The 21,976-nt window shown below is 71.2% G+C and carries 18 protein-coding genes; 11 read left to right on the top strand and 7 right to left on the bottom strand.

Annotated elements, in window-relative coordinates; genetic code table 11:
- Window positions 1–192: 192 nt before the first annotated feature.
- Window positions 193–3,621 (top strand): M28 family peptidase, encoded by a 3,429-nt coding sequence (locus IMZ11_RS00355; protein ID WP_228636702.1) that lies wholly within the window; start codon window positions 193–195, stop codon window positions 3,619–3,621.
- 6 nt (window positions 3,622–3,627) lie between these two features.
- Here IMZ11_RS00355 and IMZ11_RS00350 read toward each other — a convergent pair whose 3' ends face one another.
- Window positions 3,628–6,564 carry an AAA family ATPase gene (locus tag IMZ11_RS00350; RefSeq protein ID WP_228636701.1) on the bottom strand — a complete coding sequence of 979 codons (2,937 nt, stop codon included), beginning with the start codon at window positions 6,562–6,564 and terminating at the stop codon, window positions 3,628–3,630.
- Between the two features lie 216 nt (window positions 6,565–6,780).
- On the opposite strand from IMZ11_RS00350, the gene IMZ11_RS00345 reads away from it, so the two are divergent.
- Genes IMZ11_RS00345 through IMZ11_RS00330 form a run of 4 tightly spaced genes read left to right on the top strand, consistent with a single transcriptional unit; the run spans window position 6,781 to window position 10,544 of the window.
- Window positions 6,781–7,659, top strand: coding sequence for an ABC transporter ATP-binding protein (locus tag IMZ11_RS00345; protein WP_228636700.1), 879 nt, complete (start codon window positions 6,781–6,783; stop codon window positions 7,657–7,659).
- Complete coding sequence (locus IMZ11_RS00340; RefSeq protein WP_061254872.1) at window positions 7,656–8,756, top strand: ABC transporter permease; 1,101 nt, start codon at window positions 7,656–7,658, stop codon at window positions 8,754–8,756. Before IMZ11_RS00345 ends, IMZ11_RS00340 begins: the two co-directional genes overlap by 4 nt.
- 10 nt (window positions 8,757–8,766) lie before the next feature.
- Window positions 8,767–9,954 (top strand): sensor histidine kinase, encoded by a 1,188-nt coding sequence (locus tag IMZ11_RS00335; RefSeq protein WP_228636699.1) that lies wholly within the window; start codon window positions 8,767–8,769, stop codon window positions 9,952–9,954.
- Window positions 9,951–10,544, top strand: coding sequence for a response regulator transcription factor (locus tag IMZ11_RS00330; protein WP_061254870.1), 594 nt, complete (start codon window positions 9,951–9,953; stop codon window positions 10,542–10,544). The genes IMZ11_RS00335 and IMZ11_RS00330 overlap by 4 nt, the downstream gene beginning before the upstream one ends.
- Before the next feature lie 22 nt (window positions 10,545–10,566).
- Here IMZ11_RS00330 and IMZ11_RS00325 read toward each other — a convergent pair whose 3' ends face one another.
- The 6 genes from IMZ11_RS00325 to nucS form a co-directional block, all read right to left on the bottom strand.
- Complete coding sequence (locus IMZ11_RS00325) at window positions 10,567–11,148, bottom strand: TetR/AcrR family transcriptional regulator (protein ID WP_228636698.1); 582 nt, start codon at window positions 11,146–11,148, stop codon at window positions 10,567–10,569.
- A 208-nt stretch (window positions 11,149–11,356) separates the two neighbouring features.
- Window positions 11,357–11,974, bottom strand: a complete 618-nt coding sequence (locus IMZ11_RS00320) for a response regulator transcription factor (protein WP_228636697.1) — start codon at window positions 11,972–11,974, stop codon at window positions 11,357–11,359.
- A gap of 7 nt (window positions 11,975–11,981) precedes the next feature.
- A complete protein-coding gene (locus tag IMZ11_RS00315; RefSeq protein WP_228636696.1) occupies window positions 11,982–13,376 on the bottom strand; it encodes a sensor histidine kinase in 1,395 nt (464 codons plus the stop codon).
- Window positions 13,373–14,221: an ABC transporter permease gene (locus tag IMZ11_RS00310; RefSeq protein ID WP_228636695.1), complete on the bottom strand. Its 849-nt coding sequence runs from the start codon at window positions 14,219–14,221 to the stop codon at window positions 13,373–13,375. The genes IMZ11_RS00315 and IMZ11_RS00310 overlap by 4 nt, the downstream gene beginning before the upstream one ends.
- The gene (locus tag IMZ11_RS00305; protein WP_228636694.1) at window positions 14,214–15,047 is read right to left on the bottom strand and encodes an ABC transporter ATP-binding protein; all 834 of its coding nucleotides are present in this window, start codon (window positions 15,045–15,047) and stop codon (window positions 14,214–14,216) included. Before IMZ11_RS00305 ends, IMZ11_RS00310 begins: the two co-directional genes overlap by 8 nt.
- 95 nt (window positions 15,048–15,142) lie before the next feature.
- Window positions 15,143–15,805 carry an endonuclease NucS gene (gene nucS / locus IMZ11_RS00300; protein WP_228636693.1) on the bottom strand — a complete coding sequence of 221 codons (663 nt, stop codon included), beginning with the start codon at window positions 15,803–15,805 and terminating at the stop codon, window positions 15,143–15,145.
- A 68-nt stretch (window positions 15,806–15,873) separates the two neighbouring features.
- Between nucS and IMZ11_RS46045 the strand changes: the two genes are divergently transcribed.
- From IMZ11_RS46045 to IMZ11_RS46040, 6 genes are all read left to right on the top strand, one after another.
- Window positions 15,874–17,382 (top strand): 3-hydroxybutyryl-CoA dehydrogenase, encoded by a 1,509-nt coding sequence (locus IMZ11_RS46045; RefSeq protein ID WP_308066713.1) that lies wholly within the window; start codon window positions 15,874–15,876, stop codon window positions 17,380–17,382.
- 182 nt (window positions 17,383–17,564) lie between these two features.
- Window positions 17,565–17,903, top strand: a complete 339-nt coding sequence (locus tag IMZ11_RS00285; RefSeq protein ID WP_061254863.1) for a hypothetical protein — start codon at window positions 17,565–17,567, stop codon at window positions 17,901–17,903.
- Window positions 17,904–18,147: 244 nt separating this feature from the next.
- Window positions 18,148–18,858, top strand: a complete 711-nt coding sequence (locus IMZ11_RS00280) for an alpha/beta hydrolase (RefSeq protein ID WP_228636692.1) — start codon at window positions 18,148–18,150, stop codon at window positions 18,856–18,858.
- 132 nt (window positions 18,859–18,990) lie between these two features.
- Window positions 18,991–19,752 carry an SDR family NAD(P)-dependent oxidoreductase gene (locus tag IMZ11_RS00275; RefSeq protein ID WP_228636691.1) on the top strand — a complete coding sequence of 254 codons (762 nt, stop codon included), beginning with the start codon at window positions 18,991–18,993 and terminating at the stop codon, window positions 19,750–19,752.
- Window positions 19,753–19,909: 157 nt separating this feature from the next.
- On the top strand, window positions 19,910–20,680 hold the full coding sequence (locus tag IMZ11_RS00270; RefSeq protein ID WP_228636690.1) for an alpha/beta fold hydrolase: 771 nt from the start codon (window positions 19,910–19,912) through the stop codon (window positions 20,678–20,680).
- Between the two features lie 329 nt (window positions 20,681–21,009).
- Window positions 21,010–21,963 (top strand): winged helix-turn-helix transcriptional regulator, encoded by a 954-nt coding sequence (locus IMZ11_RS46040; protein ID WP_228636689.1) that lies wholly within the window; start codon window positions 21,010–21,012, stop codon window positions 21,961–21,963.
- Window positions 21,964–21,976 lie beyond the last annotated feature (13 nt).

Here is a 21,976-nt window from a genome sequence, read left to right as displayed (position 1 = left end):
CGATACGGATGTCCACGCGGTGGAGCGGGGCTTAGCGTCTGGCGGCAGTGAACGAAAGCCTTCGTTCACTGACATGTCATGTTCTTTCACCCCCCCAATTCCCCGTCTCGTCGCCTGATGGTCCTCAACGCGCCGGTCGTGCGCGCCCACCGGCGGTCGGGTCCGGGAAACCGCCGAAAGGAGCACGACAGCGTGAAGCGCCTACTCGCGGCCGCTGTCGGCGTGGCCACCGCCGCGTCGATGGTCATGCTGGCCGCACCGGCCAGCGCCGCCCCACCGGGCCCCTCGAAAGACCGGTACAAGGCCCCCGTGCGCATCACCGCGGACCCCGCGTCGATCGCCAAGGCGGACCCAGCGTCCGCCGCTGCGGCAGTAGCGGACAAGGCCGTCGCCGATGGCCTCGACAAGCTGCGCAAGGGACCCGACGAGGCATACCGCCGTACGGCGGTGACGCCGGGCGCGGGCGACATGCACTTCGTCGCCTACGAGCGCACGTACAAGGGGCTGCCGACGGTCGGCGGCGACGCGGTCGTCGTCACCGACGCCGCCGGACACGTCCGCGACACCGTGGCGGCGACGGGAACCATCACGGCCGACGTCCCGACCACCCCCAAGATCGGCGTCGCGCGGGCCGGCGCGGTGGCGAAGTCCCGGCTGTCCCGCGTGGACGACTCCACCGAGCCCCGCCTGGTCGTGCTGGCCTGGGGCGAGATGCCGCGGCTCGCGTGGGAGGCGACCGTCTCAGGCCTGGCCAACGGCAAGCCCAGCGTCCAGCGCGTCTACGTGGACGCCCAGACCGGCAAGGTCGCCGACGCCGTCGACCTGGTCCGCGAGGGTACGGGCAACGGCTACTACTACGGCCAGGTCACCGTCGGCACGAGCGGCTCGGGCAACTCGTACTCGATGACCGACACGAGCAGGCCCGGCATCAAGTGCGGCGGTCAGAACGGTTCGGCCTACACCGGTACGGACGACTCCTGGGGTAACGGCTCGGGCACCAACCTGGAGACGGCCTGTGTGGACGCCCTCTACAGCGTCCAGCGCGAGTGGGACATGCTGCGCGACTGGCTCGGCCGCAACGGCATCGACGGCTCGGGCAACGGCTTCCCCGTCAGGGTGGGGCTGAGTGACGTCAACGCGTACTGGGACGGCAGCACCACCAACTTCGGCCACAGCCAGGACAACGCCCGACAGGCCACGAACATCGACGTCGTGGCGCACGAGTTCGGTCACGCGATCTTCCAGACGACCTCGGGCGGCGCGGGATCGAGCAACGAGAACGGCGGGCTCAACGAGGCCACCGGCGACATCTTCGGTGTGCTGACCGAGCACTATGCCAACAACCCGAACGATCCGCCGGACTATCTGGTCGGCGAGGAGGTCGATCTCGTCGGCGACGGACCGATCCGCAACATGTACAACCCGAGCGCGCTCGGCGACCCGAACTGCTACTCGTCCTCGATCCCGAACACCGAGGTCCACTCGGCGGCCGGGCCGCTGAACCACTGGTTCTACCTGCTCGCCGAGGGCAGCAACCCCGGCGGCGGCAAGCCGTCCAGCCCGGTCTGCTCCGGCGGGCCGTCGTCGGTGACCGGCGTCGGCATCCAGAACGCCGGCAAGATCTACATGGGGGCGCTGGGCCGTAAGACATCGACGTGGCGCTACACCAACGTCCGCGCCGCGTCCGTGGCGGCGGCCATCGAGCTGTTCGGCGCCAACAGTGCCGAGTGCAACACCACCAAGGCGGCGTGGAACGCGGTCAGCGTGGCGGCGGAGTCGAACGAGCCCGCCTGCGGCACCGCGAGCAACGACTTCTCGCTATCGCTCAACCCGTCCTCCGGCAGCGGGCAGCCGGGCGGGCAGGCGACGGTCACGGTCAACACGCAGACGACCTCGGGCTCCGCCCAGACGGTCGCCCTCACCGCGACGAACCTGCCCAGCGGCGTCACGGCCTCCTTCAACCCGTCATCGGTGACCTCGGGCAGCTCCTCGACGCTGACGCTGTCCGTCGCCTCCTCCACCGCGACGGGCTCGTACTCGATCACGGTGACGGGAACCGGCTCGACCTCGCACAGCGCCACCTACACCCTGCAGGTGGGGTCGGTCAGCGGCAGCGAGCCGCCTGACGTCAGCCTCACCAACGTCAAGAGCCACCTGACGCAGTTCCAGAGCATCGCCACGAGCAACGGCGGCACCCGCAGGTCCACCGGCAACGGCTACCTGCAGTCGGTGACGTACATCGAGGACAGGCTGAAGGCCGCGGGTTACACCGTGACCAGGCAGAGCTGCACCTCGGGATGCACCAGCGGAGCCGGTCCGAACCTGATCGCGGACTGGCCCGGCGGTGACGAGAACCAGGTCATCATGTCCGGCGCGCACCTCGACAGCGTCTCGGCCGGCCCTGGCATCAACGACAACGGCTCGGGCTCGGCCGCCCTCCTCGAGGTCGCGCTGACCATGGCGAGCAAGAACCCCACCCTGGCCAAGCACGTGCGGTTCGGCTGGTGGACCGACGAGGAGCAGGGTCTGAACGGCTCGGCCTTCTACGTCAACTCACTAAACTCCACCGACCGGTCGAAGATCAAGGTCTACTACAACTACGACATGGTGGGCTCGACCAACGGCGGCTACTTCATCAACAACATCTCCACCACCGCCGCGCAGTACCTGAAGGAGTTCTACGACGCGCTGAGCCTGCAGCCCGAGGAGGACACTGAGGGCGTGGGCCGCTCCGACGACGCCTCCTTCAGCAACGCGGGCATTGCCAGCTCCGGCGTGGCGGCCGGCGCGAGCTACACCAAGACGTCGGCCCAGGCGACCAAGTGGGGCGGCACCGCGGGCCGGGCGTACGACTCCTGCTACCACTCCTCGTGCGACACAACGAGCAACATCAACGACACCATCCTCGACCGGGCGGCCGACGCGGCCATGTACGCGGTCTGGAAGCAGTCGGTCGGCACCACCACGCCGAGCCGCGACTTCTCGATGAGCGCCAACCCGGTGTCCGGGACGGTCCAGGCGGGCGCGCAGGCCACGACCACGATCGGCACCACCACCACGGCGGGCACCGCGCAGACGGTGAACCTGTCCGCGAGCGGCCTGCCGACCGGGGCCTCGGCCTCCTTCACCCCGCAGTCCGTGACGTCGGGCGCCTCGTCCACCCTGACGATCTCGACCTCGGCCACCACACCGGCCGACACGTACACCGTGACGGTGACGGGCACCGGTGAGACCGGTACCCACACCGCCACGTACACACTGACCGTCCAGGGCACCTCGGGCGGCAGGACGTTCACCAACAACACGGACGTCCAGATCTACGACTGGGACAACGCCCAGAGCACGATCACCTCGACGGCGTCGGGCTCGGCGGTGTCGCCGGTCAAGCTGTCCATCACCATCAGTCACCAGTGTGGTGAGGACCTGGACATCTGGCTCAGGGGCCCGAATGGCACCTGGTACATAGTGGACGCGTACGGTGGCACGACCTGCGTCCCCTACGGCACCAAGACCTTCTCGATCCCCGTGAACCAGCAGGCGTCCGGCAAATGGGTGCTCGACATCGAGGACGTCTACCTCGGTGCGGAGGGCTACCTCGACTCCTGGAGCATCACCGTCTGATTCCGGCTAGTAGTCGGGCCCCGGCCGGTCGTCCGGCCGGGGCTCGCGCACGTCGTTGCGGGTGCGCACGCCGAGCTTCTGCAGCACCCGGGCGACGTGGGTGTCCACGGTGCGGCGGGACAGGAACAGCACCTCGGCGATCTCCCTGTTGGTGCGGCCCTGCGCCACCAGCCTGGCCACCTCGGCCTCTCGGGGGGACAGGACGCCGCCCGTCTTCCTCGGTCTGCGCGCCGGTCCGGCCGCGCCGATCTCCCGCAGCAGGCGGCGGCAGCGGGCCGCGTCGCGGGTGGCGCCGAGGGCCGTGTACCGCTCGACGGCCTTGGCGATGAGCCTGCCGGTCTCCTCACGCTCGCCGAAGCCGAGGCGGGCACCCGCCTCCATTTCCGCCGCCCGCGCGGCCGCGTGCGGGCGGGGCATCCCCTCATAGGCCGTGTTCGCCCGCGCGTAGTGTCCCGCAGCCTCCTCGCCCCGGCCCTCGTGCTCGGCCAGCGCGCCGCGCGCCAGGTCGAGCGCCGCGAACGCGGACGGCGCGCTCGTGCCTTCGATGCCCGCTCCGAACTCCGCCACCAGGTCGGCCGCCTCGCCCCCACGTCCGGCCCTGAGCAGCGCCGCCACCGCCGGTGGGACGACCTGGTCGCCCCACACCCACACGCCCTTGCGCCGCAGCCGGCCCAGCGCCCATTCGGTCTCGGACAGCGCGGTGTCCAGCGCGTCGCGGGCCAGATGCAGCTCGATCAGGCCGGCGGACGCCGGCGCGGTCGCGGGCATGAACTCCCCGTCCCGGTCACGCAGGCCCGTCGCTTCGAGCTGCTCTCCGGCCTCCTGCCACTCGCCCCTGGCCAGCGCGAGCATACCCAGCACCAGCCGCGCCTCCACGGCGAGCAGCGGCGCCTCCACCGCTACCTCCACCGCCGCGGCCGCGCGCTCCCGCAGCCCCCTCCACCGTCCGGTGAGCCAGTCGAACCTGATCGCCGACATATCCAGCATGTACATCGTGTAGAACGCGCCGCTCTCGTCGGAGATCCTCCTGCTGTCGGCCGCGAACTTCTCGGCCGCGCGATAGTGGCCGAGCGCCATCGCCGCGTCGCACAGGTTCGAGTACGCCCGCGCCGCCTGCCTGCGCACCGCCGCCGACGGATGGCTCTCCGGCAGCGCGGAGGCGAGCGTGAACGCGGCGGGCGAGCCCACCAGCATGGCCATGCTGACCTTGTTGGCCTGGACGGCGGCCGCCAGCTCGGGGTCCTGGTTCTCGACGGACGCGAGCAGCCTCTCCGCCTCGTCCATCCACGCCTCGTGGGCGGCCAGCGGCTCGCCGCCGAACGCGGGCAGCCCCAGCAGGGCCAGGCCGCGGGCGGCCAGATCGGGCCGGTCGCGCAGGTCGGGCAGCGCGGCGAGGATCTCCTGCCGTCCCGCCGCGTTCGCGCCCGCCTGGTTCGCCAGCAGCACGCCCAGGTTGAGCCGCGCCTCACCGCGGACGTGGCGGGACAGGAAGTCGTCCGACAGCAGGTGCCGCAGCAGCCGCACGACACGCCGGTACGACAGGCCGATCACGGCGACCCTGCTCAGCCGCAGCGCGAGCGGACCGCGGGCGTCGCGCGGCAGCTTCGGGTCGGCCAGCATCCCTTCGAGCACCTCGACCGCGAGCGGCGCGTCCCCGACGGCGGCGGCGTGGTCGGCGGCCGCCTCACCGTGGCGCCGCCAGGCGTCCAGGTCGCCCGCCCGCCTGGCGTGGTAGGCGAGCTGGACCAGTGGTGGCGGGTCGAGCGCGGCGAGCGCGGCCATCGCCCGCCGGTGGATGAGCCGCCGATCCGGCCCCCGGATCGCGTCGTAGGCGGCCTGCTGGGCGAGGGTGTGCCGGAAGCCGTACTGGCCGTCGGGGTGTTCAAGCAGGACGCCCGCTTTCAGCGCCTCCGACAGGCCGCTTTCGTGCGCGCCCGCGTCCGGTGTGTCGGAGTCGGGGCGACCGCCGAAGTGGGCGCCGTCCTGGGCGCCGGACACCGCGGCGAGCAGCGGTTCGTCGGCGGGCATCCGGAGTACGGCCGCCGCGTGGACGACGCGCAGGGCGGCGGGGGACAACCCGTCGAGCCGCTCGGTCATCGCCTCGCGCAGCAGCAGTGGCACGGGGGTGCGGTCGAGGACCCCGGGTGCTTCCTCGCCGCCGGGTAGCCGGCCCTCGCCGTCGAGCAAGGAGCGCACCACCTCCTCGATCACGAACGGCACTCCGGCGGTGCGCTCGTGCAGTCTGGTGGCGAAGGCTTGCGGCACCGGGGCGCCGCCGAGGAGCGCGCTGGTCAGGCTTCGTACGGCGTGGACGTCGAGCGGGGCCAGCGAGATCACCTCGCTGCGCACACCGGGCTGGCGGCGGTAGGCGTGGCCGAACGGCAGGTCGGGCACGGGCAGGTCCTCCCTGCGGAACGTCACCACGAGCGTCAGGTCCTCCGGCGGTTGGTCGGTGAGGAAGCGCAGCAGGTCGCGGGTGCCGTCGTCGGCCCAGTGGAGGTCCTCGACGACGAGCGTGGCGGGCGCGGCGGCGGTGAGCAGCGTGTGCACGGCGCGGAACAGGCGGTGCCGCTCGGCACGTACGTCGTTGAGCGGCGGCGAGGGGACGGGCGGCAGGTGCTCGACCAACTCGGGCAGGTAGCCGCGCAGTGCCCCGGTCACAGGATTGAGCCGGCCGCCGGAGGGGAGCACGGCGGCCGCGTGGCGCAGCGCGTCGAACACCGGGCCGTACGGGAACGGCTCCCTGAGCTGGTGGCAATGACCGAGCAGCACCATACGGCGGTCGGCGCGCAGCCGCTCGATCGCCGCCCGCACCAGGCGCGTCTTGCCGATGCCCGTCTCGCCCTGCACCAGGATCACCGCGGGTGGGCTGTCGATGGCGTCGAGGAGGGCGCGCAACTGAGCGTCGCGGCCCACCAGGGCCGGAGAGGCAGGGCCGGTCATGGGCGGCTCCGTGAAAGTACGGGTAGATTATGGGTTCTCCTGATCGGAACTCAGTTTTCGTGGACCGGTTAAGCCGGTCAACCCTCTCGTAATCCCCCTCCCGCGGTTTCTCGCCTGACCACTGTCCCGGCATCGTCCTGAGATGACAGATGTCATCCGTAAGCGCTGATATCGACGTCTTCTGGTCAGCGGGCCGGGCGGGACATCATCGATCACATGGTGGAGACAGAAGAACTGCGCAAGACGTTCGGGACGGGCAAGGTGGCCCTCGACCGGGTGAGCTTCGCCGTACGGCCGGGCGAGATGTTCGGGTTCGTCGGCGCGAACGGCGCGGGGAAGACCACGACGATGCGCATCGTGATGGGGGTTCTCCAGGCCGACGCCGGCGAGGTCCGCTGGAGGGGCGGCCCGCTGGGGTTCGCCGAACGGCGGCGGTTCGGGTACATGCCGGAGGAGCGCGGCCTGTACCAGAAGATGAGGGTCGCCGAGCAGATCGACTACTTCGGGCGGCTGCACGGGCTGTCGCCCGCGGCCTCCCGGAAGGCGACCGCCGAGCTGGTCGAGCGGCTGGGGCTCACCGAGCGGGCGAAGGACGCGGTCGAGTCGCTGTCCCTGGGCAACCAGCAGCGGGTGCAGCTGGCCGTCGCACTGGTCCACGATCCTGACGTCCTCATCCTGGACGAGCCGTTCTCCGGGCTCGACCCGATCGCGGTGGACGCCCTGGCGGAGGCGCTGCGTGAGCGCGCCAGGGGCGGCGTACCGGTGATCTTCTCCAGCCACCAGCTCGATCTGGTGGAGCGGCTGTGCGACTCGGTCGGCATCATCTCCGCCGGGCGGATGGTGGCGAGCGGCACGGTGGACGAGCTGCGGGCGGCCGAGGGGCGCAAGCTGCGGGTGGTCGTCGCCGACCCCACGCCGGGATGGGCGGACGGCTTGCCCGGCGAGCTCACCGTCGAAGGCGGCCGTGACGTGCTGGTCACGGCGGAGGACGACGACCAGCGGGTCCTGCGCGCCGCGATGAGCGGGGGGCGGGTCGAACACTTCGGGGTCGAGCGGTCGACGCTCACCGAGATCTTCAAGGAGGCCGTGGCGTGAACGGGCTGTTGTTGGTGGCCGGGCGCGAGATCCGGACCCAGGTGCGGTCGAAGGGATTCGTCGTCGGCCTCGTCATCATGGTGCTGCTGGTGGGGGCGATCTCGTTCGCGCCCAAGCTCCTGGGCGGCCCGGACTCGTACCGGGTGGGTGTCGTCTCCTCCCAGAAGTTGCCGGTCTGGGGTGACACGCCGATCGAGTGGAAGGACTACGCCGACGAGGCCGGGGCCCGCCGGGCGGTGCTCGACGGCGACGTGGACGCCGCCCTCGTCGGCGGTACCAGGGTGCTGACCGACGGCGAGATCGACGACCAGCTCGGTCTGCTGCTGCAGAGCGCCAACCGTGAGGCCCAGATCGGCTCGGCCGGAGTGAAGATCACCCCGCTCGCCATGGAGTCGGTCGGCGCGGACACGCGGTACCAGAAGACCCGGTCCGGTATCGCGGTCGTGCTGGTGATCGTGCTCTTCATGCTGATCATCGGTACGCCCATGATGGTCGCGATGGGCGTGGTCGAGGAGAAGGGCAGCCGGATCGTCGAGATCCTGCTCACCTCGGTACGGCCCTGGCAGCTCCTCGGCGGCAAGATTCTCGGCCTGGGCGCGGTGGGCCTGATCAACCTGGTCGCGGTGCTGGTGGCGGGCCTGGGCGGCGCGCTGGCCTCCGGGCTGGCGGTCGACTTCCCGCCGGGGATGGCCGGGATCGTGGCCGGCGTGGTCGTGTGGTTCGTGCTCGGCTACACGTTCTTCGCCGCGTTCGCCGCCGCGCTGGGGTCGCTCGTCTCCCGGCAGGAGGAGGTCGGCAACGTCCTGACCCCGATGACCATGACGATGATGGCGTCCTACGGTGTGGCCTTCTATTCCGTCACGGAGCCCACGAGCGTGGTGGCCACGATCGCCTCGTACGTCCCGCCGTTCTCGTCGATGGTGATGCCGGTGCGGTCGGCCGCCGCGGAGATCCCCTTCTGGCAGGTGCTGGTCTCCGCCGGGCTGATGGTCCTGGCCGTCGTGGGCGTCGTGCTGCTGGCCGCCCGGATCTACGAGCGGGCTGTGCTCCGTACGGGGGCGCGGGTCCGGCTCCGCGATGTGGTCACGTCTCGATAAAGTGGAGTAAATGGTGGCTGATGGGCTCGGACGCGCACGCAAGATCGTCCGATGGACGCTGAACGTGACGTTGGTCGCCGTCTGGTTCGTCGTGGGCGTCGCCGTGCTCGCCGGGTTCGCCACCGACACGACCGGCTGGCACCGCGTCCTGCCCGCCGTCGTCGGCTTGGCCGTGTTCAGCTGGCTCTTCTTCCGGATCACGGGCGCGGTCCTGGACCACCGCTACGCGCGACGCGAGATCGTGGCGTCCGGTCCCCTCTCCCTGTTCGTCATGGTCGTGGGCGGATCCCAGATGCTGGGCTGGGGGTTCGTGCCGCTGGCGTGGCTGTCGATCGCCGCGGTCGGGCTGTCCAAGAAGGCCGCGGTGGCACTCGGGGCGGGTACGGCCGTGGTGGTGATCCCTCTGGCCGTGATCTCGACGCTGGCCGGGGGAGACCCCACCTTCCCGACGGACGAGGCGAGCGTCGCCGGTGTGATCGCCGGCGTGGCTTTCTACTACGTGGTGATGTGCGCCCTCTTCCCCTGGACCAACCGGCTCTGGGTGTGGATCTGGCGGCTCGCCGAGGAGGCGCACGCGGGTCGCGAGGCGCAGGCCCGGCTGGCCGTGGCCGAGGAGCGGCTGCGGTTCGCCCGCGACCTGCACGACCTGGTCGGCCACCAGCTCTCCGCCATAGCGGTCAAGAGCGAGCTCGCCGTACGGCTGTCCGCCGCCGAGGACGCGGCAGCGGCCAGGGACGAGATGGCCGAGGTACGCGGCCTGGCCCGTACGGCGTTGCGCGAGCTGCGGGAGACGGTACGCGGCTACCGGACGCTCGACCTGGGCGCCGAACTGGCGGCGATACGCGGAGTGCTGGAGGCGGCGGGGGTGAGCTGCCACCTCCACCTGCCCTACCGTGGGGTGCCGGACGACGTGGCCGCGGTGTTCGCGTGGGTGGTCCGTGAGGCGGCGACCAACATCCTGCGGCACAGTTCGGCGTCTCGGTGTGACATCACCGTGCGTCACTCGGAGGAGGAGGCGGTGCTCGAGGTGCGCAACGACGGGGTCGCGCGGCGGGCGGTCGAGGATGTCGGGAGCGGACTGGCTGGCCTGGGTGAGCGCCTGGCGGCGGTCGGCGGCACGCTGAACGCCCGGCCCACGGGGTCGGGCGAGTTCGTCCTTCGGGCCGTCGCCCCGGTTCCCGCGAAGGTCGGCGCGTGATCCGCGTCCTGCTCGCCGACGACGAGCGGCTCATCCGGCAGGCGGTCGCGATGCTGCTCGGCCTGGAGCCCGACATCGAGGTCGTCGCCCAGGTGGGCCGGGGCGACGCGGTGGCCCAAGCCGTACGCGAGCACGAGCCGGATGTGCTCGTGCTGGACGTCGAGATGCCGGGCATGGACGGGTTGTCCGTCGCGGAGAGCCTCCCCGGCAGGGCGATGCTGATCCTTACCAGCTTCGGGCGGCCCGGATATCTGCGCCGGGCGCTCGCGGCCGGGGTGCGCGGGTTCGTGCCCAAGGACGCGTCGGCCGACGAGCTGGCGGGCGCCATCCGTAAGGTGCACGCGGGCGGCCGCTACCTGGATCCGGAGATGGCGGCCGCCGCGATGACCGCGGGGGAGAGCCCGCTGACGGAGCGGGAGCGCGACGCCCTCGCCCTGGCGGCGAAGGGCGCGTCGGTGGCGCAGATCGCCGCCTCGCTGCACCTCACCGAGGGGACCGTACGGAACTACCTGTCCAACGCCATCAGCAAGTTGGGGGCCGGTAACCGCATCACCGCGATCCGCGCCGCCCAGGACATGGGGTGGATCTGATCCCGGTCCCGCCGTCCCGAGGTCACGTCTCGAACGAGCTGCGGAAGATGTGGATGGCCGTGGCGACGAGCCGGTCCACGGGCGGTGCGGGGTCGGTCAGCACCCATTCGATGAGCAGCTCCGTGATGGCCCCGATCAGGCCGAGCGAGAGCAGGTGCGGCTCCAGCGTCGGCCGGTGCCGTACGTCGTGGACGGCTCGCTCGATCACACCGGTGAACTTGTGCACCGAGCGCTGCCGTGCGACGCTCAGGACGTCCCCCGCGCGGCGGACCTCCAGGTGCATCACGCGCGCCCGCCGGACGTCCTTGGTCACGAACCGGACGTACTCCCCGATGCCCGCCACGATGCGGTCGTCCAGCGTGGGCGGTGCCTGCTCGATGGCCGCCGAGACGGACGCGAGCGTCTCGTCGACGCAGCGGTCGTAGACCGCGCGCATGAGATCGTCCCGGCCCGAGAAGCACTCGTAGAACGCCCGGTTCGAGATGCGGGCGGTCGCGCAGAGCCGCTCGATCGTCGTGCCGTGAAAGCCTGGATTGGCGAACAACGTATATGCGGCAGTGATCAACCGCTCTCTTCGGTCGGCCAGCCGTTGCTCGGCTGACATCCCCCGGTATTCCCGTCCCACCACTACTTCACCTCGCGCCGTCATGGCCCCCCAGGAGCAACCATTATGGACGCAAGATCCTTTATGCGAAAGTATCTATAAATTAGCGCTTTCGGGCGCCCGAAAGGAAGATCTTTTCCTTGACAAAGCGGTCAAGTCGGCCCTCTATTCGATCTTGATTGGCCGTTTTCACGGGCCTCCGGACGGCTCACAGAAAACCGCGGCCGAGCGCGGTCGTGACCGCCGCCGTGCGGTCGGAGACGCCGAGCTTGGCGAAGACCCGGAGCAGATGGGTCTTCACGGTGGCCTCGCTGATGAAGAGCACCGTCCCGATCTCCGCGTTCGTGAGTCCCCGGGCGACGAGCGAGAGCACCTCGGTCTCGCGCTTGGACAGGGACTCGGCGACGGGCGCGCGCATCCGCGTGACGAGCCTGGTGGCGACGGAAGGGGCCAGCACGGTCTCGCCCCGCAGCGCCGACGCGACGGCGGCGAGCAGGTCGGCCCGGGAGATGTCCTTGAGCAGGTACCCCGCCGCCCCGGCCTCGACCGCGCGCACGATGTCCTGGTCCGTCTCGTACGTGGTCAGGACGATCACCCGGCTCTCCGGGCGGTCCGCCAGGATCCGGCTGGTCGCGCTGACGCCGTCGCCCGACGGCATGCGCAGGTCCATCAGGATGACGTCCGGCCGCAGCTCGCGGGCGCGGGCGACCGCCTCGTCGCCCGATCCGGCCTCGCCGACGACGTCGACGCCGGGGTCGGACTCCAACATGCCGCGCAGCCCTTCGCGCACGACGGGATGATCGTCCACGATCATCAGGCGAATCACGGGAGGATCACTCTCCATCTCGGGTACCTGGCGCCGACGGGGCCGCGGGCAGGGTGACGGTCAGGGTCGTGCCGGGTGCGGACACGGCGTCGGCCGCGGACACGGCCCCGGTGATGGACACGGCCCCGGTGATGGACACGGCCCCGGGGGTAGACGCGGCGTCGGCTACGACCGACGCGGCTCCGGGTGGGGACGGGGTGTCGGTTACGGACATGGCGTCGGTTACGGACACGGAGCCGCCCTCCTGCTCGACGCGGGTGCGCATGGCGCGCAGGCCGTACCCCGGGCGCGGGTTCTCGCCCAGCCCCCGCCCGTCGTCGCGGACGACCAGTGCCACGGCGGTCGCGCCGTACTCGACGCGGACCCGGACGGACGACGCGGCGGCGTGCTTGCGCACGTTGGCCAGCGCCTCCTGCGCCGCCCTGACCAGCACCACCTCGGTGTTGGCCGGCAGCGCGCGCGAGACGCCCTTGACCGCGAAGGACGCGTGGAGTCCGAGATCCTCGCCCAGCCGGGCGGTGAGCCGCCGCAGCGCCTCATCCAGGGTGGAGCCGTCCAACGGGGCCGGGCTGAGCGCCGCGACGAGGGCGCGCGCCTCCGCCAGGTTCTCCCTGGCGGTCTGTACGGCAAGCGCCAGATGCCGTGATCCCGGCGCCGTCCCCGGCTGCGCCTCAGCGGCCTGGATGAGCATGATGATGCTGGTGAACCCTTGGGCGAGGGTGTCGTGGATCTCATGGGCCAGCCGCTCGCGCTCGGCCAGCGCGCCACGCTCGGCGGACAGGCGGGCGACCTCGGCGCGGCTGGCGGACAGCTCCTCGATGAGCCGCGCGCGTTCGGTGCTTTGGGTGATGATGCGGCTGATCCACGACCCGAGGACGGCGGCGAACGCGACGCCGATCAAGACGATGGAGACGAACCCGAGCTGCCCGGTCGCGCCGTACGCCGCCAGGAACATGGTCACGGGGCCGACGTTCAGCGCCAGCAGTACCGCGACGGCGTATCGGTCACGCAGGAGCATGAACACCTGCGGGCAGAGCGCGAACAGCCCGATGGCCGCCGAAGTCGTGATGATGGTGGCCGGGACGAAGGTCGCGATCATCACGCCCACATAGAGCAGGCCGCGGCGGTCGCGGGCGCCGCCATCCCCGAGCGCTGGGCGGCCGAGGAGCAGATACCCGGCCGCGCAGCAGCCGAGCAGCGCGAGCGCGATCGTCCTGGTGGCCGGGGTCAGGTCGTCGTCCGCGAACACGAGCGCGATCGTGACGGCCAAGACCACGGAGTACAGCGTCTCCCAGCCGCGGAACGCCTTCCACGCGTGGCCGGCGCCGGGCTCGCCGTCCTCGCCGGGAGCGGCGACGCCCTCGGCGAGGGAGCGCCGGTTCCGGCGCCAGGCCGTGCTCATCCGTCCCGGCGGCCCTTCCAGCGGAAGGTCGTCAGGCACAACACGAGGCCCCCGACCACCCATGCGGCCAGGACCAGGGCCACCCGGTCCAGCTCGTACGACTTCGTCAGCTCCAGCGTGACGCCGCCGTCACCGAGGAACACGGCCCGGAACCCCTGGCACATCCACTTCAACGGGAACACCGAGGCGATGTTGGTCAGCCACTCGGGCATCTGGGTGAACGGGATGAAGACCCCCGAGATGAACTGCAGCACCACGAAGGGCATGCTGATGACCGCAGCCGCGCTCTTGGCCGAGCGGGGCAGGCTGCTCGCGGCGGTGCCCAGCAACGCCGCGGCCGTGACGCCGAGCACGAACACCCAGGCGAACGTCACCCAGCTCGACACCTGCGAGGGCAGGTCGAGGTCGTACAGCAGGACGCCGATGGCGAGCAGGATCACCACTTCGAGAAACGCGATCACCAGCACGTTGACGATCTTGCCGATGAAGTAGGCGCTGCGCGGCATCGGCGTACCGGCCAGCCGCTTGAGCGTGCCGTCGTCTCTGTCGGCCGCGATGCCGATGCCCAGGTTCTGGAAACCGGCGCCCATCACACCGGCGCCGATCAGCCCGGCGGTGTAGAGCTGGGAGACGGTGACCCCGGTCCCCTCCAGGCTGCCGGCGAAGATCGAGCCGAACAGTACGAGCATGATGATCGGGAAGGCGAAGGTGAAGATGACGGCGTCCTTCTCGCGGAAGAACATCTTCGTCTCCACCGCGCCGCGGGACAGGCCCAGCTTCAGCGTGGAGGGCAGCGCGCGTGCGGTAACCGTACGGGGGGCGGAGCCGGTGGCGGTCTCAGTCACGGGGGGCCTCGATCAGCGTGAGGTAGATGTCTTCGAGCGTGGGACGGGCGACGATGAGGCCGGGGACCTCTCCGTCGAATCGGCGGCTGAGCTCCAGGACGGTCTTGGTCGGGGTGTCGGTCTCGACGGAGCCGTCCGCCCAGCTCACCGTGGCCTTCGCGGTGGCCCGGCCGCCGAGCGTTCCCGGCTCGCCCTCGGCGACGATCGTGCCGCCCGCGATGACCGCGACCCGGTCGGCGAGCGCCTCGGCCTCGTCCAGGTAGTGCGTGGTCAGCACGATCGTGCTGCCGTCGTGCGCCAGCCCTTCGATCAGCTCCCAGAACTGCCGCCGGGCTTCGGGGTCGAAACCGGTGGTGGGCTCGTCCAGGAAGACCAGCTCCGGCCGGCCCAGGACGCCGAGGGCGACGTCGACCCGCCGCCGCTGCCCGCCGGAGAGCTGGCGGACCCGCTTGTTCGCGCTCTCCGTGAGTCCGACGGCGGCGATCACCTCGTCGGGGTCCCTGGGGTTCGGGTAGTAGCCCGCGAAATGACGTACGGTCTCGCGCACGCTCAGCTCGGCGGCGTCGTTGGCGGTCTGCAGGACGATGCCGATGCGTGACCGCCATTCCCGGGTCGGCCGGGCCGGGTCGACGCCGAGCACGGAGACCTCGCCCGAGTCGCGCTTGCGGTACCCCTCGAGGATCTCCACCGTCGTGGACTTGCCCGCCCCGTTCGGGCCGAGGATGGCGAACACCTCGCCCTGCCGGATGTCGAGGTCGATGCCCTTGACCGCCTGTACGTCCCCGTACCGCTTCGTCAGTCCACGGACCTGAATGGCGTTTGTCATGCCATAAGGATCTACCTGGACTTTGTCCTGGGACACCCCCACCCGGATGAATCCGTGTGTCCATCGATCGGTGGACACACGACCCGGCGGGCTCCTCAGAAGAGCGTCGGGTTCTCCGGCTCGATGCCGCGCAGCGCGTCGTAGTCGAGGGTGACACAGTCGATGCCGCGGTCGGTGGCCAGCACCCGGGCCTGGGGCTTGATCTCCTGGGCCGCGAAGACACCCTTGACCGGGGCGAGCAGCGGATCGCGGTTGAGCAGCTCCAGGTAGCGGGTGAGCTGCTCGACGCCGTCGATCTCACCGCGGCGCTTGATCTCCACGGCGACCGTGCCGCCGCGCTGGTCGCGGCAGAGGATGTCCACCGGGCCGATGGCCGTCATGTACTCGCGGCGGACCAGCGTCCAGCCGTCGCCGAGCGTGGTGATGTGCTCGGCGAGCAGTTCCTGGAGATGCGCCTCGACGCCGTCCTTCTGGAGCCCGGGATCGATGCCCAGCTCATGGCTGGTGTCGTGCAGCACGTCCTCGATCGTGAGGATGAGCTTCTCGCCGGTCTTGCCGTGGGTCACGGTCCAGGTGCCCTCGTCCTCGCGCAGCTTGCACGGAGGGTTCATCCAGTTGAGCGGTTTGAACGCCCGGTCGTCGGCGTGGATCGAGACGCTGCCGTCCGCCTTGATCAAGATGAGGCGGGGCGCCATGGGCAGATGGGCCGTCAGCCTCCCCACGTAATCCACGCTGCACCGCGCGATGACCAGCCGCATAGCCGCCAACCCTACCGGTCGGGCCGCCTGCTCTCTGCCGGATCGGGCACCTCTGCGAGACTGACCCCATGGCGCAGACGTTTGAGACTGTCGGTGTGGTGGGACTGGGCACGATGGGAGCGGGGATCGCCGAGGTCTTCGCCCGCGCGGGCCTCCAGGTGATCGGGGTCGAGGCCGACGACGCGGCCCTGGACCGGGGGCGCGGGCACCTGGACCGTTCGACCGGCAGGGCCGTGACGAAGGGCAAGCTCACCGAGGACGACCGGAGCGTGATCCTCGGCCGGATCACCCTCACCACGTCGCGGGAGGACCTGGCGGACGCCGACCTGGTGATCGAGGCGATTCCCGAGATCATGGAGTTCAAGCGCGGCCTGTTCGCGGACCTGGACCGCATCTGCAAGCCGTCGGCGGTGCTCGCCACCAACACCTCGTCGCTCTCCGTAACCGCGATCGCCGCGAGCACGTCGCGGCCCGGACGGGTCATCGGCATGCACTTCTTCAACCCCGCCCCGGTGATGAAGCTCGTCGAGGTCGTGCACACGGTCGTCACCGACGACGGTCTGGCCGGCGACATCGCCGCGCTCGCCCGGCGGCTGGGCAAGACGCCGATCACGGCCGGTGACCGGGCCGGGTTCGTGGTCAACCGGCTGCTGCTCGGCTATCTCAACCACGCCTGCGCCCTGCTGGAGTCCGGCCTGGCCGGCCGGGACGACATCGACGCCGCCATGAAGCTGGGCGTCGGCCTGCCGATGGGGCCGTTCACGCTGCTCGACCTGATCGGCCTGGACACCTCCTACGAGGTGTGCGAGGTGCTGTTCCGCGAGACCCGGGACCGGCGGCACGCGCCCGCGCCCGTACTGCGCGAGCTGGTCACCGCCGGGCTGCTCGGCCGCAAGACCGGCCGCGGGTTCTACTCCGACGCGGAAGGCGCCCCCGCTGCCGAGGGAGACAGGCGGGCGGCGTCCGTCTCCACCGTCGGGATCGTCGGCGCCGGGCCGGAGGCGGCCGCGCTCGTCGCGGCCCTCGACGGCGCGGGGTTCAAGGCCGTGGTCGCGGAGAACTCCGACCTGGCGCCGGTGGGGGACGCCGACGTGATCGTCGCGCTGTCCGACCGCCCCATCGTCGAGCTCGCCGTACGGATCCCGCACCCCGACCGGCTGGCCGGGCTGCACCTCGTGGGCGACGACGTGGCCGAGGTCGCCTCCACCGTGCTGACCTCCGAGGAGACCGCCGGCGCCGTACGCGACCTGATGAGGATCCTCGGACGGACGCCGGTGATGTGCGGGGACCGGGCGGAGTTCGTCGTCAACGCCCTGCTGTACGCGTATCTCAACGACGCCGTCCGCATGCTGGAGTCGGGGTACGCCTCGGCGGGCGACATCGACACCGGGATGAGGCTCGGCTGCGGATACCCCGCCGGGCCGCTGGAGATGCTCGACGCCATCGGCCTGGAGACGGTCAGGGACGGGCTCCGCGCCCTCTACGCGGAGTACCGTGAGCCGTCCTTCGCGCCCGTGCCGCTGCTCGACCAGCTCGTCACGGCCGGAGTGCCGAGCATCCGGGAATACGCCGGCTGACCGTCCGTTCTGTCTGACATGACCCCCGTCTCGCCGTCCATGCCCCCTGTCACGCCGTCCATGCCCCCTGTCACGCCGGCCGCGTTCCCTGCCACGCCCCCTGCGACGCCCACCGTCAGACCGGTCCGTCGTACGCGTGACGAGGCCGCGACGCGCTCGCGCCGTACGCGCGAGGAGGTCCGGTGAGCCCGCGACGCGCCCGCCGCTCGGACGGGGCCTCGCGCCGCTCGCGGCGTCCGGCCTCCGGCGGAGGCGACGACGAGGGGCTCGGTTTCGCCGGGCGGTTCGGCATCGGCCAGGTCGAGGAGTGGCCGGACGGCGAGTGGCAGGTACGGCGCATCGTGGGCGGAGCGGCGGACAAGGTCTACCGCTGTCCCGGTTGCGACCAGGAGATCCGGGTCGGCCTCGCGCACGTCGTGTCCTGGCCGAACTGGACCGGCGGCGAGAACGAGCGGCGCCACTGGCACACCGCCTGCTGGCGCAACCGGGTCAACCGCGGGCCCGGCCGCACCCGCTACTGACGGCGCTGTCGAACCGTGCCGCTGAACCGTGCCGCTGAACCGTGCCGCCGAATGGCGCAGCTGAACGGCGTTGCTGAACGGGCGGCACGGACAGTGGTGCTGAATGGTGGTGCTGTACGGGATGCCGTACCCGGCGGTGCCGTACGGGCGGTCCGCACGGCGGGCGGGGCAGTCGAGCCCGCGCGGAATACTGGGGCGAGCTTCACATAACGGGCATTCATCTGATCGTGCAGGAGGTTTCGGGATGGTGGCGGAGATCCGGGCGTCGACGGTGTTGCCCGCGCGGCGCGAGAACATCGAGCTGCACACGGCCGACGGGCTGACGCTGGTCGGGGAGCTCGCGCTGCCCGAGAACCGGCCGCCGGTCGCCACACTGGTCTGCCTGCACCCGCTGCCCACGCACGGCGGCATGATGGACAGCCACGTGATGCGCAAGGCGTCCTACCGCCTGCCGGCGCTCGCCGACCTCGCGGTGCTGCGTTTCAACACCCGTGGCACGACCTCCGAGCGTGGGACGTCCCAGGGCGCCTTCGGCGACGGCGAGGACGAGCGGTTCGACGTGGCGGCGGCCCTGGAGTACGCCGAGTTCCACGACCTGCCGCAGCCGTGGCTCGTCGGCTGGTCGTTCGGCACCGAGCTCGCCCTCAAGTGGGGCCGCGATCCCCTCGTCGCGGGCGCGATCCTGCTCTCGCCGCCGCTGCGCCGCGCGTCGGACGCCGATCTCGACGCCTGGGCGGAGTTCGGCAGGCCGCTGGTCGCGCTCGTACCCGAGCTGGACGACTACCTGCGGCCGGAGGAGGCGCGTACGCGGTTCGCCCGCGTGCCGCAGGCCGAGGTCGTCGGGGTGGACGGCGCCAAGCACCTGTGGGTCGGCGAGCCGTCCGTGCGCATCGTGCTCGACGAGATCGTCAAGCGGGTGAACCCTGCGGCGGGCCCGCTGCCCACGCAGGTCTGAGCTTCCGGGGGACCGGGTGCGGTGCTTCCAGGGGAGCGGGTGCGGTGCTTCCGGGGGACCGGGTGCGGTGCGGGATGCCGAAGCGGTATAAAACAGGAACAGTAGAGCTATGTTCTGTTCCAGGGAGGCACCGTGCAGGCGTTCGATCTCTCCGGTAAGAAGGCGTTCGTCACGGGGGCGTCCCGAGGCATCGGCAGGGCCATCGCCCTCACGTACGCGGAGGCGGGAGCCGACGTCGCTCTGGTGTCCCGGTCCGCGGAGAGCCTCGCCCAGGTGGCCAAGGAGGTCGAGGACTTCGGCCGCCGGGCCCACGTCATCCCCTGCGACGTGACCGATCGTGATGCCGTCGCGACGGCCGTCCAGGCCGCGATCGAGGCGCTGGGTCACGTGGACATCGTCGTCAACAACGCCGGGGGTTCGAGCTTCCTGGTCGAGTTCAAGGACCTGCGGCTCCCCGGCTGGGACAAGCTCATGCGGCTCAACCTGGACTCGGCGATGGCCGTCCTGCACGCGCTCGCCCCTCACCTGCTCGAACGCGGCGGCGGGTCGGTCATCAACGTCGCGTCCGTCGCCGCCAAGGGCGCCCCGTTCCTCGCCCCGTACGCGGCGGCCAAGGCCGGTCTGGTGGCCCTGACCAAGACCCTCGCGCTGGAGTGGGCGTCCCGCGGCGTACGGGTGAACGCGCTGTGCCCGGGATGGACCGCGACCGAGCTCAACCGCAACCTGTGGGAGGACGAGAACGCCAGCAGGGCCACCATCAGCGGGGTCCCGATGGGACGCTGGGGAACCCCCGACGAGATGGCCTATCCCGCGCTCTTCCTCGCCAGCCCCGCCTCCGCGTACATGACCGGGCAGGTCATGTACGTCGACGGAGGCCAGACCGCCACGGCCTGAGGCCACCCCGCCATGCCTGAGGCCGCCCCGTCACGACCCGTCGCGACCCCGCCACCGATCGGGGCCGGACCGGGCGGGGCCGGGCCGGACGGAGCGGGTGAGCGGATCCGGGGCCGAGGGGGATGGCAGGGGGACGATCGCGGGTTACGGTGACCTGATGCAGCTGTACTCGCGATCGGCCGGCTCCGGGACGCCCCTGGTCCTGCTCCATGCCTTCCCGCTCTCCTCGGCGATGTGGCTGGCGCAGCGTGAGGGGCTGGCACCGGCCTGCCAGGTGATCACCCCGGACATGCGCGGCTTCGGCGGCTCGCCGCTGGGAGACGACGCGCCCTCGCTCGACGTCATGGCCGACGACGTGGCGCGGCTCCTCGACCGCGAAGGCGTCGAGCGGGCGGTGGTCGGCGGTCAGTCGATGGGCGGTTACGTCACGTTGGCCTTCTGCCGGCGCCACCCCGACCGCCTGCTCGGCGTGGTCCTCGCCGACACGAAGGCGGCGGCCGACCCGGAGCCCGCCAGGCACAACCGGGAGCGGATCGCGGAGGCCGTGCTCCGTGACGGGTCGGCGATCCTCGTGGAGGAGGTCCTGCCGCCGCAGCTCGGCGCGACCACGAAGCGCAGCAGACCCATGGTGACCGGACGGGTCCGCGGCCTCGTCCAGAGCGCGCCGCCCGCGGCCGTGGCGTGGGCACAGCGCGCGATGGCGGCCCGCCCGGACTCCTTCGACACGCTCCGCGGTCTGAAGGTGCCCGCTCTGGTCATCGTGGGGGACGAGGACGAGCTGTCGCCGCCTTCCGAGGCCGAGGCGATGGCCGGGGCGGTGCCCGACAGCAGACTCGTCGTCATCGAGGCGGCGGGCCATCTGTCCGCCATGGAACAGCCCGAGGCGTTCAACCGCGCCGTGGCGGACTTCGTCCGGTCCGTCGCCTGACATCCAGCCCCGGTCGGCGCGCAGGATCCGGAGAAGCGGAGCGCAGGATCCGGAGACCGCGAACGCGAGACGGGGATGACGAGCGAAGTGCGGAGATGACGAGCGAGGTGCCGGAGACGAGCGGCGGAGCCGATGAGCGAGGGGCGGACGCGGCAGACGGGGTCACCGTCCAGGCCTGCGTCCCCTCCCTCTGCTTCCTCCCTCGGGAGCGCACGAAGCCCGGCTCCGTGTGCGCCCCATGCCGCTACCTTTGCGGAGCGACACCCCGATTGTGGTACAAACTGGTGACCTGATCCGGCCATTGACCGGAACATGCCACGGAGGTGCACGTGTGGGACGCCATCGGTCTTGACGTCCTCGAGGAACGGATCTACCGCCTGCTGCTCCGTGACCCCCGCTGTTCGGTGGAAGAGTGCGCACGGCGGCTGGAGGCGTCGCCGGACGCCGTGCAGGCCTCGGTCGACCGGCTCACGGAGCTCGGGCTGCTGGAGTCGTCCGGTGACAGGTACGGCCTGCGCGCCGCCGACCCGAGGATCGGCCTCGGCGGGGCGATCCGCCGCCGCAGGGCCGAGCTCGACCGGCTGACGCTTGAGGCCGACGAACTGGCGGCCTCCTTCCAGGAGGGGTTGCTGCGCGCCGATCCGGAACGCGTCATCGAGGTCGTCGAGGGCTCGGCCGCGGCGGGCAGGCGGGTGGGCGAGCTCCTGGCAGGCGCGTCCAAGGAGGTGCTCGCGCTGGACGCCCCGCCGTACGCCGCCTCGGGGACGTCGATCAGCGCCGAGGGGTCGGCTCTGGCGCGCGGGGTGCGCTGCCGGGCGATCTACTCGTCGGCCGTGCTCGACCTGCCCGCCAAGCTCGACGAGATCCGGCAGATGATGAGCCTGGGCGAGCAGTCACGGGTGCACGCCAACCTGCCGATCAAGCTGGTGCTCGTCGACGGCACGACCGCCCTGCTGCCGCTCACCGGCAACGAGGAGGGCATCCGCTTCACGTCCGTGGTGGTACGGCACAGCGCGCTCACGGATGCCCTGGTGGCGCTGTTCGAGACGCTGTGGCGCGAGGCGGCCCCCCTCGCGGGGACGCCGTCCGTACCGACTCTGGACGCGGTCGACCGGCAGATCCTTGAGCTGCTCGCGGTCGGGATGAAGGACGAGGCGATCCTGCGGCACCTCGGCATCTCCGAGCGGACCCTGCGGCGCAGGATCGCTTCTCTTCTCGGCCGTCTGGGTGCGACCGGCCGGTTCCAGGCCGGGGTCCAGGCCGCTCGTCGCGGCTGGATCTGACGCACCATCACCC

The organism is Microtetraspora sp. AC03309 (genome assembly GCF_020826795.1).
In the GTDB taxonomy this organism is placed as follows: Bacteria; Actinomycetota; Actinomycetes; order Streptosporangiales; family Streptosporangiaceae; genus Microtetraspora; species Microtetraspora glauca.
The sequence above is the reverse complement of the archived record's forward strand: the minus strand, read 5'-3'. Positions and strand labels throughout refer to the sequence as shown.